The 17,413-nt window shown below is 61.9% G+C and carries 8 protein-coding genes; all 8 read right to left on the bottom strand.

Annotated elements, in window-relative coordinates; all coding sequences use genetic code 11:
- Positions 1-33: 33 nt before the first annotated feature.
- Positions 34-1,872: a DUF1998 domain-containing protein gene (drmB, locus tag NF4_RS09035; RefSeq protein WP_063126742.1), complete on the bottom strand. Its 1,839-nt coding sequence runs from the start codon at positions 1,870-1,872 to the stop codon at positions 34-36.
- On the bottom strand, positions 1,853-5,020 hold the full coding sequence (locus NF4_RS09030; RefSeq protein ID WP_063126741.1) for a helicase-related protein: 3,168 nt from the start codon (positions 5,018-5,020) through the stop codon (positions 1,853-1,855). The genes drmB and NF4_RS09030 overlap by 20 nt, the downstream gene beginning before the upstream one ends.
- The gene (locus NF4_RS09025) at positions 5,017-6,555 is read right to left on the bottom strand and encodes a nuclease-related domain-containing DEAD/DEAH box helicase (RefSeq protein WP_198165258.1); all 1,539 of its coding nucleotides are present in this window, start codon (positions 6,553-6,555) and stop codon (positions 5,017-5,019) included. Before NF4_RS09025 ends, NF4_RS09030 begins: the two co-directional genes overlap by 4 nt.
- A complete protein-coding gene (locus NF4_RS09020) occupies positions 6,534-11,243 on the bottom strand; it encodes a sacsin N-terminal ATP-binding-like domain-containing protein (RefSeq protein WP_063126740.1) in 4,710 nt (1,569 codons plus the stop codon). Before NF4_RS09020 ends, NF4_RS09025 begins: the two co-directional genes overlap by 22 nt.
- Positions 11,244-12,275: 1,032 nt before the next feature.
- Positions 12,276-12,956 carry a response regulator gene (locus NF4_RS09015; RefSeq protein ID WP_063126739.1) on the bottom strand — a complete coding sequence of 227 codons (681 nt, stop codon included), beginning with the start codon at positions 12,954-12,956 and terminating at the stop codon, positions 12,276-12,278.
- Positions 12,953-14,161, bottom strand: coding sequence for a sensor histidine kinase (locus NF4_RS09010; RefSeq protein WP_063126738.1), 1,209 nt, complete (start codon positions 14,159-14,161; stop codon positions 12,953-12,955). Before NF4_RS09010 ends, NF4_RS09015 begins: the two co-directional genes overlap by 4 nt.
- Positions 14,158-15,048, bottom strand: a complete 891-nt coding sequence (locus tag NF4_RS09005) for a CPBP family intramembrane glutamic endopeptidase (protein WP_063126737.1) — start codon at positions 15,046-15,048, stop codon at positions 14,158-14,160. Before NF4_RS09005 ends, NF4_RS09010 begins: the two co-directional genes overlap by 4 nt.
- Positions 15,049-15,367: 319 nt before the next feature.
- Entirely contained in the window at positions 15,368-17,413 is a 2,046-nt protein-coding gene (locus NF4_RS09000; protein ID WP_084532966.1) for a S8 family serine peptidase, read from the bottom strand.

Genomic DNA, 17,413 nt, shown 5'->3' with positions numbered 1-17,413 from the left:
CGGGCCACAAAGCTTTCGATGCTCGTGCTGCCGTCAGTCGACCTTGAGGGCGCCTCCGACGTGAGTGCTGAGTGACTGCCGTACCTCGGGTAGTACCGCCTCCAAGAATCCTGGAACCTTGCTTCCGCCGAGTACCAATTGACGGTCGAGCAGACGGTTGCCCGATTCGCATGACGTCTCGCTGATGAGCGTGCAGCCGTGGCAGGCCGAGAGGTTGAGGTGTGCGCTGCCCTGCCGGTCGCTTTCGATGCAGACGGGATCGTTGGAACAGACATCGGCATCATCCAGAGCCGAGGTGAGTAGCGGGATAATCCGTTTCGGCTCACCGAGCCGTACGAGGCCTCCCAGAGTTCCCTGAGCGTCACCTGCTGCAGTGTAGATCAGGACGCCCGCCATGGGATCTGGCCCGTCAACGTTGGCGTAGATCTTCTCCTGAAGGGCTGCCGACGAGTAGCCGCTGGCGAACGCCAGACGACGGATGAGGAGATGGGCGAGAGTGTGCAGGGCGACGAACCGGGGGGTCGGTACTTCGAGTCGCTGCGCCCACGGAGCCTCTTGGCGACGTTTCCCCAGAATGGCGGCCCGGGTCTGGACCCGGTCGAGACGTTCCCAAGTCGCGACAGCCTCCTCGTCGAACTGGAGAAAGATCCCCTCGCCGTACAACTCGATGGCGGGATACACCGGTTGCCTTTTCTGGTCAGGCCCGAGATCGACGTGGATGAGCGCTGAATCCGGGGAGTGTCGCCGGAATCCGCGCAGGGCACGGACTTCCCGCACGCGCCGTACCTGTCCGATACCAGCGATCGCGTCGGTCAGTGTCTTCGGCCCGGGAGTCTCGCCCGACACTTTCCACCCGTCTACGACGAAGTCGCCTCCGGTACGGTCCCGGCCGCTGCTCATCTTCTTGACGAACGCCGCCCACTCTCCGTCACGCAGACCGGCGATCGATTCTTCCACCGACATACCGTCGCCTGCGGCAAGGGCAAGGACAGCTTCGGACGACACGCCGAGTTCATCGGCGATCCAACCGGCGACGACCTCCGACTGCGGGCCGCCGTTGTCTGCAACGACCTTGTCGAAGTAGACGTGACTTCGGATGCTCGACGCCAACTCCTCCGACTGCGGCGTCTCTTCCGGGATATCGAGGGCCGAGACGCGCTCAGCGATATAGTTTCCGGTCGCGCCACGCTGAACAGCGGCCAGGTGGTGGTCACACACATCCTTGGCAGCTTCCTCGTCCTCCCAAGGCTGGCGCCCACCGCACTTGATGCCGTCTCTGTGAAGGGCGTCTATCCCGACGAGCTCGGACAACGGCCGCGAGCGTTTGCATCCACCGCAATTGATACGCAGCGAGGCAAGACCCTCACCGTGTTTTGCCGATCGGACGAAGGTGAGCTCCTTATAGGCGCGACAGAATCGGACCTCCTCCGTCACGCCGGCATCACGACCTCGGTGCGCCCACATGAACCATGGAATGTCTTGTACGTGGCTGCCTTTCGTGCAGACTGCGATATACCGCATGGGAACGAGTCCGCCGCCACAGTTGCAGGTATTGGTCCAGCGGCCCTTGTATCTGCCCGTGAGCATTGAGAGTTTCGAACACCGCTCGCAGAACCGCCAGGCAGGAAAGCGCCAGTACAGCAACCCCTCTGTCTCCTTCGCTGCCCGGCCGGCGTGCGTCGGAGGCTGCCTCAGTTCGCCGGGGCCGAGTCGTGCGAGGAGCCGATCGCAGCTGATCCGGGGCGAGTGTTTTCGATCCCACCACGATGTGTCCGGAGCGATGAGGGACTCCCCGCGCACGTCGACGATCGCGCCGACCCCGAACGGCGTGATCGTCTCAGAAAGTCGCAGGTCATGCTTGATCTTCTCCACGGATGATCTCCTCACGTGGTTCTTGCACGGACACAGCGACATTCGGCTCGACCGAACGCATGGAGTCGGCGACGAGCCACCCCTCGTTGGGTTGACCGAATCGCTTCAACAAGGATTCGTCCGTGCTTGAACGGCGGTCGTAACGTAACGGGTTGTTCTGATCGCGGGCCTGTGCGGCGCGCCGGTCCCAGTCCCGCAGAAGGATCCTCAGCTCGTCCTCGGTCTCCTCCTTTTCGATGGCGTCGGAGCGAGATACGAGTTCGAGGAAGCGGGTGACCTGTTTGTCGACGGCCTCGGCCAGCCCGGAGTTCTCCAGGTCGAGCGTGCCGGCAGAGGTGTCGGCGGCAAGCGACGGGAATGAATGTCTAATCAGTGCTACCAGGGCTCCCGCCAGTGAGCGCTGCCGTGAGGACAGGGACCACGGAGTGACACTGGTGGGCTCCACGCTGCGATACAGGGCGTCGTGGTAGCCGCGGAACGTCTCGAAGTGCGAGCGATCGCGCGCGCGATTCGATCGGAACAGAGTCACCACGATCCCGCTGTTCTCGCCGCGCCCCACACGGCTGGTCGCCTGGATGTATTCCGCTGTGGTCTTGGGTTGTCCGACCATGAGCATGAGTGCCAGGCGGGGGATATCTATGCCCACGGAGAGCATGTTCGAGGAAAGGACCACATCGATTGCTTCTTTCGAATTGTCCGCACTGGTACGCAGTTCCCGGAGATCATTGGGCAATTCCTCGGGCCGTCGGCGACTGGTCAGTTCCAGTACCTTGTCCTTTCGGATCCGTCGCAGCGGAAGCCCTATCCGTTCTGCGCGAGTCTCCAAGCGGCCGTTCACGTCATCGACGACGAGGGTGCCGGTGCGTCCGAGCTCTCGAAGAGAGTTGTGGTACATGACCAGCGTCCAGTATGCGTCACGTGAGGTGGGCGGCTCCGGCTGCGCATCGACGACGGTAGGCAGTTCGGCCAGAGGTGCCGCTGCGGCCACCAGGGCGGTCACCTGCGGCAGCGATTGGGGCATCAAACCGACGTAGAGACGGCCGGCACCATTCTCCACCGGTCGCGAGAAGAACGTCGTATCGTCGTCGAGACCCGCCGGGGGGTACAGCGCGACGTCACGACCGTAGAGCCCTTTGATCTGCTCTTGCGAGGCCCGAATGGTCGCGGTGGATGCGACGATCTTCGGCCTGATGCCGTTCTTGCTCAACAGAAGCTGAATCACCGCGTCGAACACGGCGACCGTGGTCCCGAGCGGCCCGGACAGGAGGTGCAGCTCGTCCTGGATGATCATGGACGGCTGGTGGAAGCTCGTATCGAGTCCGAGCAATTTTCCGGCTTCAGGCTTGAACTGCAGTCGCGCGAATTTGTCGACCGTTGCGAGGAGAATGGTCGGAGGTTCGTCGTACAGGAGGTCGTCGACGACCGTCAAGGGTAATTCCGCGGCGAAATGGCAGTTCCTGTCCGTGCAGTGGATGACGATGTCCCGACCGATCAACGTCATGCCGTACCGGCTCGGGTCATCTGACCTCTGTCGCGGTACGAGCGGTGTCAGACACCAAGGGCAGCTCTCAACCTGGAATTTGTTCGCTTCCTCGGGTCGAGCTGCCTTTAGCAACCGTTCGAGGGCTGCTTTCGCATCGGAACGCGTTGCGGGAGTTGCTTCGTTGCCGACCCACAGACCGATGGAGAACCGGGCCATACCCTTCACCCTGGGATCGGAACCGCGGAGGATCTCCATCGCGCAGACGAGGGCGGCGGCGCGCTGGAATTGCTGGGCGGTCAAGAGACGCAGGGTATAGCGCGTAATAACTGCTGTACCCGCACCTTTCATACCATGGACAAGACGGCGTCGAAATATCTCGATCGCTGCGAGACCGAGGTATGCCTCTGTCTTTCCGCCGCCCGTCGGAAACCAGATCAGATCGACCAGTGCGCGATCAGGGTGGCCTTCCTCGACGGTCGATGCCAGGGACACCAGCAAGAACCCGAGCTGGAAGGGGCGCCAGGCCGGCTCACTCGGAGTATTGCTCCGGGTTACGGCAGCCTGCTGCATCTGAAGTCTCATGGCTGCCATCGCGAGCGCGAATGCTTCGCGGATAGCTGGCTGGCCCGAGCTCCGCAGCAGTTCGACGCCTGCCGCCATCCGGTCAGCCGCTACCCGCGAGCGGTCGGTTATGTCACGTGCGACCTTGGCCCGGTCGCCGAATGTCTCGACCCGAGACTCTTGAACCGACACCCACGTCGAGAACGCGGCAACGAACGCGTCGAGCAGCGGTAGCACCGCATCGGGCTCGCTGTCGATACGCGATAGCACGTCGAGGCGCAGAGCATGGGCTTCCTCCGTGTCTGGATCGAATCCGGTGGTTTCCACGCTCGGAACTATGAAAGACGGGAGCGGTGTTAGGAATATTTTGGTGCAGAGGCCAGATTCGGATTCCCAATCGGCGGCCATGCCGTGGCCTACGGCGTAGACCATGCGGTTCCGATAGCGAAGGCGAAGTTCGGCGGACTCCTCGTCGAGATCAAGGGTGCGGTGTGTGTCGTATTCGATGAACTGACCGCTGTCGGCGGTGCGGACCGCGAGATCGACCTGGAACAGCATGCGGTCGATGTCCAGCTTGTCGTTGCCGGTCGAGGATTCGGTCAGTCGTACATGGACAGTGACCAGGTGCGCGTCACCGTAACGTCGCCAGCGTGATCCGATCTCGAAGGGTACCTGTCCTGCCGTAAACCGTTGTGGCGGTCGGTCGGCGTTGACTACTACCTCCGAGTATTCGAACGGGCGGCGGCGCCATCGAGGCGGCCCATCGTCGGCGATCGCCTCATACGTTCCTCCCGAGAAGTCGCAGACCGCGGTATCCGAATCGGTCACGAATGAGATCGCGATGGAAGAGGGCCGCCAGTCCTCAGGCAGCGGGACGCCGGCGCCGTCCTCCTCGACATCGCCGGTCGGGACCGCTGAGGAGAGAGCGGCGCCTTCGTCTGCGACCTCCGAGGGTGGCGGTGTCGACTCGACGGGAAACAACATCCCGATCGAGTACTGCAGATTCGGTCTGTTCTGCAGCACCTCGTCTTCGCCGTGCTCGGGTCCGACATAGGCGGCGTGAAGGTGGTCGAGGGCGAGTTTCTGTCCGCTGGTGAGGGTCACTGCGCTGCCCCTTGCCGTCGAAGAAGTCCCTGAAGACGGTGCTTGTCCTTGGCCGATGCGACGATGTGAAGGGAGACGCGCGCACGCGTCACCGCGACGTAGAAGGCGGCGATCCCCGTGTCGTCATAATCCTCCGGCAGATCGCACACGATGACGTGCTCTGCTTCCAGCCCCTTGGTGTACCGAGGACTGGTTACCGTGATCCGGTCGTGCGTCGACGAGGGCTCCGCTGTTGAGGAGGCGCTGATTATCCAGATTCCTGATCGCGAGCATCCGTCGGCGATCAGGCGGCGGGCCACCTCTGCCGCCTGCTCGAGGTCAGCGGCGCCCTCGGTCCATCGCCATTGAACTCTGTCGCCGTGGACGATTCCCGGATCGCCCACGTCTGCGCCGAGATACTCCTGGACCACATGCACGATCGCCTTCGTGTTGCGAACGTTTCGTTGCAGGTCGAACGACGGAGCCTCGGCTTCGACCAAGTCGTACACGTCTTGGTCGAAGCGGCCATCGACATGGGCCTGGTTGTTCGGATCGAGAAACATACGCCACCGGCCATCGGAACGGCCGCCCGCAATGACCGTGTCCAGCCGATCCATTGCCTCGGCGTTCATGAGGTCTTGTGCTTCATCGATCAGAACAACGTCGTAGGTCTTGCTGTCCGTCAACTCGTCGAACGGTACGAGGTCGATGTCCCTGTCTGCAATTAGTGGCGCGAAAAGCTTGGCGAGGGCAGGGGAATGGAAGGTGATCAGAGTGGACCGGCCGGCGTTGGCTTCCTGCTTGGCCGCCTCGGCAAGCACCAGCGACTTTCCGGTTCCGGCACCTCCCAGCACCAGCATCCTACGATTCCGGGCCAGCGATGCGAGCACTCGCGCCTGTTCCTCGGTGGCTCTGTTCTGCTCTTCCAGCACGGCGCCTCGTTGAGCATCGATCACCGGCATGCGGGTGAACTCGCCGAAAAGCCGATCCCGGAGATCCTGACTGCGGGCCTTCTTCTCGCCGTACGGTGCCTCTCGTCTCGCCTCGGCGATCGCAGCGAATGCGTCGGTCAGGGCGTCGACGCCCATATTGTCCTTCGCCAGCCAATGAGTCGACTTCCACTCGATCGAATGGGGCGGCGCATCGATGTCAGGGGTGATGACGACCGCCTCGTGGGCGAACCACCCGACCCCTTCGCCTCGGAGAATGTCCTGCAGAGCGAACATTGCCGAGCGTGCTTGGTCCACGGGGGACGAGGTGAGCCTGTGCCAGTCCCCTCGGCGATCGACGGAGTACCAGACTCCGTCGTACTTCTTCACACCGCCGCCCTTGACCTCTACGACGATGATCATGTTGTCCCACAGGATCACGAAGTCCGCTTCGGCCTGCTGCTTATACGCGTGTGACCGCAACTTCACCGAGTAGAACGCCACGGCGCCCGGCGGGCCCGCGATCCGATGCAGGAGCGAGGCGACTCGACGTTCCGCCTCGCTCTCGGCGATTCGGAGAATCTCCGGCAGGTCCGGGATCAAAATCATTTTCGCCCCCTGTTCCACAGGTCCTCATACTCGCGGAAGCCGAGCAGATCGTTGATATCACCGAAGTTGTCGTCCATGTCGACGATGAGGCATTTCTCCTTGCCGCCGTTCAGAGGACCGCGAAGTCCGCGGCCTGCCATCTGGATGTATGCGCTGGGGTTGAACGTCGGACGCGCGATGTAGAGTGCGCGGACACCAGGCGCATCGAACCCCTGGATCAGCACATCGCAGTTGGTAAGCACACGGATCTCACCATCCTGGAATTGCTGAATGATCTCTCGGCGTTCCTGTCGCCCCGTCTGACCACTGACGGATGCTGCGCTGCGACCCTGGTAACGAATCATCGCCGCAAGGACCTGGGCAGATAGGACATTCGGAGTGAAAACCAGTATCGGCCACTCCGGATCCTGGTCCAGAATATGGCTGAGCAAAACCGACATACGCGCCCGGTCCTTGGCAATCCTGTCCAGGACACCTTGATTAACGCGCCCCATACGCGTCATTTGGTCACGCTCCTCCCTCGAGAGCGCCACTTCAGCGCCGGGGAGCACGTCATGTTCTACGTGGGCCAGGAATCCGCGTTCGGCCAGGATCCTGTAGGGGTTGTCATCGAATGCGCTGATCTTGGTGTCACCAAATCTGCTGACGAGACTTCGTGTTCCCCCTTCTGACCTGCCCTTGAAGGGCGTCGCTGACAACCCGACGAGTGGTCGCTCCCACCCTCGGCCCGCGACACCCAGCCAAGTCAGAATTCTGGTGTAGCGTTCCGAATCGCCGGCGCGATGTGCTTCGTCTACTACCACCGCGGCTGGCTCTTTCAGCCAGGAGTACTCGCTGTCGCCGTTGCTGATTATTTCGTCGAGCTGTGCATCAGTAGCTACGATCACACCGAATTCTGTTTCGGGACGGTGAACGTCGTTCCCTTCCCAGAGACGACCGATGGTCAGCGGATGTTCGGCACGGATCCCGCGCCACACCACACTGAAAGTCTGAACAGCTTGCTCACACAATTCTTGAGACTGAGCTATCCAGAGGATATTGCCGGTCAGCCCGCCCTCGACGAACAGGCGGAGGATGGTTTCCGAGGCGACCCGGGTCTTGCCCGCTCCAGTCGGGAGTTCGACCATGGCCTTGCGTGCACGCCCCTTCTCATCACGCTCTGTAAGGACTCCGCGCAGTTTCAGGCTGATTTCCTCCTGGAAATCGTGTAATGGACTGAGTTCAGTTACGCCGGGAATAACGAACTCGGCGTCTTGACGTTGAGCTCTACGGCCGGCGTATTTGGCGCTGAAGCCCATTTTTCGGAGCCAGGAAATCGTGGCGGCCCCACCGGCCCACTCCTTCGGTACGTCTGGAAAACCCTCCCGCCTGAAAAGTTCCGCAAGAAACTTGATGGAATCCGAGCCGCGGACCGTCAGGTGCAGCTCCCCGACGGAAGTTGAGGAATCCACCAGGTTCTGAGCTTCGAGCGCTTGCCACAGCCCTTTGGGGAGTTCCTCACGTAGGTCGTCTTCGCCGAAGTAGATCTCGAGTCGCTCTGCGTCGGTAGTAGCAGCGTGGGCAGCCTGGCGGGCTTGTTCGAGGCGATGGTCCAGGCCGACCTGGCGGACTTTGGCTAGTTCGGCATTGCTCAAATTCAGCTCGAACGCCTCATTCACGATCTTGAGCAGGCGCTCTTCGCCGGTCGCGCTCTGAACGAAGAGTCTCACTCCATCCGCCAGATGCCACTGGAGTGACTTGTCTTCGACACCATGCTCCGTGGTGGTGTACTTCGTGATGTTTGCAGCACGGGTGACTGTTGCGGGCGTCAATCGATCGGCTGCAGCGGTATTCCGAAGTCCAGTGAATACGTCGAGTATCGACTCTCCGGCCTGCTGTCCTTCCGCAACAATGGAGAATGTGAAGGCATCTTCGAACTTTCGACATCCCACAGTCTCTACAACGTCTGCGACTGTTTCTTCTGTGGCTACTAAATACGGTCGTTGCCGAGAGATGAGGAACTCGCGCTCCTCATCTGTCACGGCCACGAAAACTGACTTTGTCGGCCGTAATTCGATTACGCGTCCCACTCGAGCGGGGATACGAGGTGGCTTTCTTTCGAGGTATGCTATACGGCTGGCTGAAACGATGAACTCGGTAAGGGTAGAGTCGCTTATTTTGTCGGATATGGAGTCGGATTCGAGTCCTTCTCGGAGAAGTTCGGGGGGTACCTCTTCAAGCTTGTCGGGAAGGTTCAGAATATCTACCAGCGGCCGCGGTCCCATGAATAGGGGGAGAAATTCTCCATATTGCGTCAGCGATGGTGCAACCACCTCGCTGGGATACCGGATTCCTTTCAGTGAATCCACCAGACCAGCTTTTTCCAAGGCCCACCGCACCGGGGAGGGGACGGAAAATACGCTGCCCGAGTCGAGGTCCTCGCAGTCCCAATCCACATCGCCGAAGCCGAGGAGCTTGTATGTCCATGCAACGCGCAGTCGGAACGATGCTTGAGCTTCGTCGAGGAGGATCAGCATGGAAAACGGCCCCGGTGATCCACCGTGCCTCGGTTGGACGGAAATACGGTCGAGCGGACGCTCGCCAGGGCCGAGGCCCTCGTTGACGGTCTTCAAGACCGAGGAACAGTATTGATCGTAGAGCGGTTCGTCTTCGATGTTGTATTTCGCGATGGGCTCGCGGATAACACCGATGGCGTGCGCGACATCGGGGATGCATCGTGACCGATCGAGCTGCAAGTAGGCGTACTCCGCCGCCAGAGGTTCGTCTATGTCGATGACCTGTTGTGGCCACGACCAACTGCCGTCGCACGTGGGAACTTTGACCACCGTTCGGGAATGGTCTCTGATCACGCTGATCGCCTGTTGGACAGTGAGGTTGAGTGCGGCGTCCCAAAGTCGGGACAGTTCGAGGTCGTCGGGTTCGACCGCCAGGTGGTATACACGAGCGTTGAAAATGGCAACGGGATCGAGGTTTCGGAAGCCTTCCGTGACTAGCAAGGCTTTGATACCCGGTAGCGCAAGGAATCGAGGTTCCACGAACTCGGCATCCTCGATGTCGATATCTTCTTCGCGTTCAAGGAAGACACTGTCCTTGTTGTGCAATCCGCATAGTCCAGCCGTGGTTGGGATCACCTTTGCTTGCGCGAACCCGGACGGGTTTTTCTGGTTCAAAATGAATTTCAAAGCATGGGCAGCAGAGGTGAAGTCACTGCCTTCCGACCACTCCCTCAACCATGAAAGGATCCCGCGTGTTGGCATATTCTCCAGTGCGCGCTTCATGTCCCGGTCATCGCTCGCCGCAAGGCTGGGATCGAAACCGTATGCCATCAGTTCGCGGAGGCGTGTCACTCGTTGAGATGAGGTGTAGCAACGCCAGTGGGGCACATCGTCGCCCGTATTGGGTGACTCGATCCATGCGCGATGGTCGATCTCGTTTACGGTGACTTCCGTCCGGAGATCGAGTGGACGGATAGCTTCGGCTCGCGCGAGCTCTCCGTGCGCGTCGGGGATCAACGCAACCCTGGCGTACTGGTGTGGGATTGCCCCATACAGGACGGTGTCGCCGAACGAACGCTCCTCGCGCCCACGCGCGGGTAGGTAGTCCAGGTGAGCAGCGGGATCGGTGGGGGTACTGAGGCGGGGCAAGAGGTCTACGAACATCTCCGCCAGCGTCCTGAGTATCTCGCGGTTGTAGTCGTTGCGCAGCAGAGTGGTGCGGTCGTCGTTAACGCTCCAGGGCGCATTGAACAGCGCGGATGCCGACGTCTGGTCCTGGAGCGGGAAGTACGACCAGAATCGCCCGAGGCGGAGCTGGCTGCGGTTCACCGGCACGGCCACGGTGACCTTGACCGCAGAGCGTGAGACGGCCTCACCAACTTCTTTGCGGGCCTTGTGAGACGGCGAATGCATCCGGTCTTCGACGAGCCACTCGTCTCCAGTGCCGTCCGGACGCTCGATCTTGAAGATGCCGTTCCCGAGTTCCCGAGACACGTGACTCGTCTCGAAACCGTCTTCCCCGAGTACGCGCAGCCTCACCTCTCGTACGGAGCTGACGAATAAGAGAAATTCCGAGGAGAAGGACTCGATCTCGTTCCGCAGACGGTCGAGGTTCATTGCATCGGGAAGCTTGACTACGGTTGCCGCCCATTCTGAGAGCTCTTGGAGAATGGTGTCCTCGGCGAAATGAGCGTGAGCGTCGATAAGGGTGGGTGTGCGCAGGACGGGGTATCGCTTGACCTGGGCTCCGACACCGGCGATCGCGTTCTTCGCCTCGGGTGAATTGAACTCGAAAGACACCGACCTGCTGAAGACCTGAGGTGTTTCGGTCACAGCGAGAACCGATTTGAAACCGAGACCGAACCGGCCGATCTCGTCACCGCGTTTTCCACTCAGGTGTGCGTGCGCGATCGCGACCAGACCGTTCTTCGAGAAGGGGCGGCCCGCGTTCGCGCAGTAGAGTGCCCTGTTGTCGGGATCCAGGATGATCTCGACCCTGCCTGTGTCGGTGTGATCGCCCGACATGGCATCGGCAGCGTTCTGCACAAGTTCTAGGAGCGTCCGGTTCGCGTATCCGCCAACCCGAATGATCTCCTCGTGGTTGGCATGCTCGGTGATGAGGTTGCTGTTCGCCTCGTACGACTCGATCGCCCTGCGGAACTGTGCGCCAACCTCGCTGGCAAGGCCGCTGTCATGGGTCCATGGCGCCATAGCTCGTGCTCTTTCCTGGGTGAAATAGGTGCTCGAAATTTTGGATCGCAGGTGGCAAACTTGCGAATAGCATCTCGACTGGCGTTGCAGAGGTTCGCCTATGTCGAGAATGGCTGGGGTGGAGGGGTTCGGTGGTCAATGTTGGGGCGCGGCCGGAGCAATCCTGAGGCGATCCCGCGACACGCAGTCCTGCCTCGACGGCGTCGGCACCATCGCGTGCAGGTCGGTGCGGTCGATTTCGTGGTCCACCACCGGTTCCAAACTCCTCGGTCCAGTCTTGCCTGTTACGTCGCGGCAACCATCCCCGATAGGCTGGGAGGGGATGTCGCCTTGGTGATCGCCCTCAGTGGCACTGCCGTTACCCCCTGATGTTCCGATAGTGCCAGATCTCCCCGACGATTTGACGGGCAACGCCCGAATTCGGGTATGGTTTCGGTTGCTGGGGCAATGCTGAGTGTTCGAGGATGATGCTGAAATAGATTCAGGGGCAAGACTTATCGTGGGCCGTGCAATCTGCAATATGCTCGTGGTGCATTCGAATGAACATTCGATTTAGTTCAAATATCAGTCTTTCAGATCCGTACTTCGGCATCTTTTCGGTGGCGAAGGTGTTGTCGCAGACCCCTCCGCGATCTCGTTCCCAATATTTCTGCTCCGTCAACGGTATCTCCGATGCGTCCTCTGTTCCGCCTATGCTCGGTCCATACCTGCTGCAGGCAACGCTCCAGCAAACAGCACTGGGTCGGATGTCGAGCCTGTGGTGCGCGCTATGAGCTGCAGGCCGACCTGTCACGCACGACGAACTCGACGCCGGGATGCTCACGCAACCCGGTTTCCTGGGTGTCGGAGCGACGGCTGGCCAGGACATCGCGCAGTCCGATGTGCTGACCCTGCAGCAGGGCGCGTGGTCGATGCTGAGATCGAGAACGTACCCCAAGGGGAGTACGCCAGTCGCGCCGTATCGGTGCGGCGTCACGCGCAGTAACTATCGGTAGCGCGTATAACCACTTCTGACTGCGGACACTCTTGTGCTCAGGGGGCCGGTGGGTGGCCGAGTGAACGTAGATAGATGAGGGTCGCCTGAACCCGTCGATCGCCGTCGTGCAGCGGAAGTTTCGCGAATATGGCGCCGATGTGTTTGCGCACAGCGGCTTCCGAAACGGTCAGCACCTCCGCTATACCGGAATTCGTCTTGCCTTCCGCCACCAGCGCAAGCACTTCCCGTTCGCGGGCGGTGAGAGCGGCCAGGGGAGTGCGGTGCCGGCTCGACTTGACGAGAGCTCGGACGACCTCGGGGTCGACGATCGTTTCGCCTGCGGCGACCCGGGAGACGGTGTCGAGGAACTGCCGGACGTGTCCGACGCGCTCTTTCAGGAGGTATCCCACACCGGCGGTCGAATCATCGCCGAGTAGGTCGTCGAGGTAGGCGACTGAAACGTACTGTGACAGAACGACTATCGGTAGGCGGGGGTCGCGGCGGCGTAGTTCGGCGGCGGCGCGGAGGCCGTCGTCGGTGCCGTGCGGCGGCATCCGGACGTCGGTGATCACCAGGTCGGGCGGGTAGGCCGCGCAGGCGTGGAGGAGGCCCGGTGCGTCGCCGACTGCCGCGCTCACCTCGTGGCCGGCCGAGGCGAGCACACTTTCCAGCCCGGCGCGCAGCAGCGGGCTGTCCTCGGCCAGCACGATCCGTAGTCGAGAGGGTGGGACTGTCACACTGTGCACTCCATCCGGATGGTTGTCGGTCCGCCGGGTGGGCTGGACACGGTCAGTTGTCCATCCAGGGCCGCGAGACGGCGTTGCAGGCGGTCGAGGCCGTGACCGCGCACAATGTGCGCGCCGCCCGGTCCGTCGTCGGTGATGCTCACAATCCACTGTGTACCGGTGTGGGTGCCGTGGAGGTCGACTCGGGTGGCGTCGGTGTGCCTGGCGACGTTGGTGAGGGATTCGGCGGCGAACACGTAGGACATGTGCTCGACCGCCGGTGGTAGCCGGTTACCCGGGCCGGACGCGTCGTCGAGGTCGATGTGGATATCGAGCGGTAGATCCGCCGCGAGATCGATCAGAGCCGGCCCCAATCCGCGTTCGGTCAGGACCCGGGGCGAGAAGCCGCGCAGGACGGCCCGCAGTTCGCTCAGGGTTTCGTCGACCTGTCGGTGGGCTTCGGCGGCGACGCGGCCGGTGGGGCCGTTCGCATCCTGGGATTCGGCCAGGCCCAGGGTCATCGACAGGGCGACGAGCCGGTGCTGGACCCGGTCGTGCAGTTCGGATTCGAGGAGTTCGCGCTCGAACCCTTCCGCTTCCAGCAGCGCGGAGCGGGAGTTCTCGATGCGCACCGCTTCGCGCTGCCAACGGTCGGCATCGGGGGCCAGCAGCGTCCGGGCTACCAGCACTTCGAGAGCCGACCAGGCGCTGAGGAGCACCAACAGCAGAACCGCGGCGGCAAACCCCGCGCCGGTGCAGATCCATGCTTCCGCCGGCTCATCGACCACCCAGGGGCCGAGGTCGAGGTAATCACCCCGGACGAGGAGCGGCGCGGCGAGCAGGCCCGCGGCGATGAGGGAACCCAGCAGAGCCAGGCAGCACACCGCACCGCCGAACACAGTGGTGGCGATCAGGTAGGCGGCGTGCCGGACAGTGGGCAAGCGGCGCTCGGCCGTGGCGGCCCGCACCCGGGCCGCAGCGTGGTCCGCGGTGTGGGGGTCGACGAGTCGGAGCCGAGCGCACTGGAGTCGCAGCATCGGCTCCCACAGGGCGGCCCGCAGCTCGCGGGTGAGCCCGAGCAGTACTACGGGGACGAAACCGACCACCGTGGCCGCCGCGAGGACGCCACCGCAGAGTACGGAGAGCAGCGCGCACCATGGTCGCCGGGAGACAAGGAAATGTGGGCCTGTCCGGAGTGCGCCCCCCGCCGCGGTCACTGCCGGGCTCCTGCCGTCGTCGCGGGTTGCGCGCTCGGTGGGCCGCCGCGCTTCGTCGCTACGACGATCCACGCGACCACGGGCGAATATGCTGCGCACATCAGCAGCGTAGTGGCGGCGCCGGAGGGGTCGGCGGTACCGGCGAACAGTTCCAATCCCAGCGCCAGCACGAGGTTGCTCCCGCCGTGCAGGAGGGCCGGCGGCCACACCGAACCGCTGCGCGTCCACAACCAGCCGATCACGAACTCGAGTTCGATCGACAGCGGCAACCACAGCACCATGGCGACGAACGCGTCGGCGGCGGAACCACCCGCGCCGAGATACCCCACCCATGGCAGCGGCCAATGCCATACACCCCAGAGCGCGCCCGTCGCGAAGGTGGTGAGCACGGGGCGGCCGGGCACGAGCCGGTCGCGCAGATAGGTGGTCCAGCCGAATTCCTCACCGAAGAAGACCGGCGCGGCCACGACCGGGATGATCGGCGCGAGCGCCAGGAACAGCACATGACCGGAATCGAAGTCTCCGGCCTCGGGACGCCACATGCCCAGCATCAGCGCGAGCCCGAGCGCGACGGCGAGAACACCGATCGGTAGCAGCGCGGCGATCAGGTACGAGCGCCACCGGCGGGCGAGTCGCAGCCGCAAACCGGCATCGGCGAAACCCTCACGGGTGATCCACCGCCGGGTGCAGACCGCGGCGAGAGCCGGAACGAAAGCCCCGGTCAGCAGCTGAACGAACGGATTGTCGAGGGAATACCCGACCGCCCCGGCGATCCCCCACGGGATCCACGCTCCCGCGAAAGCGAGCAAGAGGAACCAGACAATGCCCTTGCGCCGTGTCCGGGTGCCGGCCCCGGGCGGCTCCCGATCGGTCAACTCTGTAGTCATGCCCTCATTACAGAGCGGCTGCGGCGGGAGGTCGGTGGTGAACGGGACCGTTGCATGGTCGCGTACGCACTACCACGGAATCAACGGCCCTGGCCCTTGCCGTTGCCCGACACCTGATCCTTGCCCCAGAAATTCGTCGGTGACCCGTCCAGGACTATCGGCGTCCGCCCTCGTGGCCAAGGGCTCGAGTGGCGGTGTGGTGGCTCGAAATCGACCATCGACGTGTGTCGCTGCCGGTCAGTAGCCCCTCGAGCACGATCATTGTGCCGATGACGAAGATCGCTACGCAGACATCGGCGAGGTGGATCGGTCGGCAGTCCTATGGTTCCCGCCGTACACATGTACTTACGCCGTGGCGTGGATGCCAGTCCGCGTCTGCGGTCAGGCGCCCCGCGGTCACACTGAATCTGACAATGGCCGTGGGCTGGTCGCCGTCGAGGTCGACGAGACGGACAGCGACGTTCTTCGGCAAATCCAGGCCGAATGTAGCCAGCGCCGTATCGCGATCCCGACGAAGCAGGTCCTGGAACGCTCTGGAGCCCATCACTTCTCTTACGAGTAGGCGGACACGTTCGTTACGGCCGAGCGCGACCAGCGTACGGTGCAATTCCTCCAGCGTGGCACTGGCGACGCCGTCGGCAAGTACGGTTTCGTGCGCTTGAATCGCCCGTTCCAGCCGTTCGGCCAGCATGGGAGGGATCGGTTCGTGAGAGACGGAAGACTTCGGTGCAATCACTGGCCCAGCCGATGATCGGAGCGGCCACGACAGCGAAACAGCCCTGATCACCGCATCGTAGGCATTGATGCGGCCATAGCCCATCATTCTGCTCCACTTCCCGTTGAGGCCCAACTCGGTGTACGTTTTGACGTCGTAGGCATTGCCTACCTTATCGGCGGTGGATTCGATAATTTCTCTGACTTTTACGTTCGTCAGAGAGGCGTTCCAGCTGAAAAGCAAGGCCGCGAGCCCGGCGACATGCGGTGCGGCAGCGGAAGTCCCGCGAAAGCTGGATACGTAATCGTTGCCGACTTCTCCCATATCTCCGGTGCCGCGCACCGTCGTCGTCGGGATCGCTGTTCCGGGCGCCATTACTGAGATCGCAGACTCAAAATTCGACCAACTCGTTCTGTGGTCGTTCTGATCAGTGGCACCAACAGCCATAACATATTTGTTCTTGGCGGGATAATCTGTTTCCGGCTTCCCGGTGCTTTTGTCGAGATCCCAGGGTTTGTCCCCATTCCCTGCCGAAGCGCAGAACAATACGTTGTAGTAGTTGTGAGAGCCTTCGATCTGTGCATCGATGAGTATGCTCGGTAGCACGCGGAAGCTCATATTGATGACTCGAGCCCCTGAATAGGACGCGAACATGATCGCATTCATGATCTCCGAGTCCGACACGGTGGTCAGTCCGATGGGGATGATCTTGCAGAGGCCCGCCATACCCGAAACTCCTTTCAGGCTGTCTGTGGTAGCCGCGGCAACCCCGGCGACCATTGTGCCGTGGCCTCTCGGAGAAAAAGTTGTGGCAGGATTCTCCTCGCCTATTCCCGGGGAGGAGTCCCAGGTCTTTCCTGCTGCATATGTCAAATCTGGATGCGTGAGATCGCAGCCCGAGTCGATGACCGCAATCTTCACGTCCGGGTTGCCTCTTGCCCAGTCCCACGCCGTCACTCCCGGGCCTCCCGCGTCGACCTTCACCATGTTCCACTGTCCTTGGTATGGAGGATTGGCCTTATAGAATGTGTCCAGCGGTTCGTATGAATAGGGTGATGCCATCGGCATGGTGTCGAACTGGACTCCATCTACCGTGTGGTTTCCGTCGTTCAGTAATTGATCACGCAATTCGTACGCGGACGTCGTCGGATCCACCACCCGGTAATACCGGTAACAGATCATGTATCGAGACCGTTCGGTGTCCTCCAGTAATGAAGGATGTTCGATCGGTTCTTTGATCAAGAGTGCGTCGGGTAACGGGCAGTGCCTTCCCGAAAGCCCGATTTCACCGGGGTAGACGTATACCGGCGCGATCCAATCGACGTTGTCACCGAACTGGTCTTCGGCTGCGCGGATAATATTCTTCCGGACCGCATCGCCGGACAGTGACCGGATCCAGTAGCGCCGCGTGGTGTGGTTGACGTGTGGAGCGATCGAGGAATCGCGATTCCGGGGGTCACCCTCCAGCGTGAGACCCAGCCCACGGAGTCTCGAGGCAAAAGCGTCGATTTCGATGGGATTCTTCAACCCGAGCAACAGTCGCGCCGGATCGAGTGTCACGGTTGTCTTCGAGTCCCGAACGAGCTCGGGTGGAAAGCGATCTTCACTTCCGGTGCCCTCGGCATCGTAGTTTTGCGGTCCAGAGTCCAT

Origin of the sequence: Nocardia fusca NBRC 14340, assembly GCF_001618425.1 — a bacterium.
Taxonomy (GTDB): Bacteria; Actinomycetota; Actinomycetes; order Mycobacteriales; family Mycobacteriaceae; genus Nocardia; species Nocardia fusca.
The sequence above is the reverse complement of the archived record's forward strand: the minus strand, read 5'-3'. Positions and strand labels throughout refer to the sequence as shown.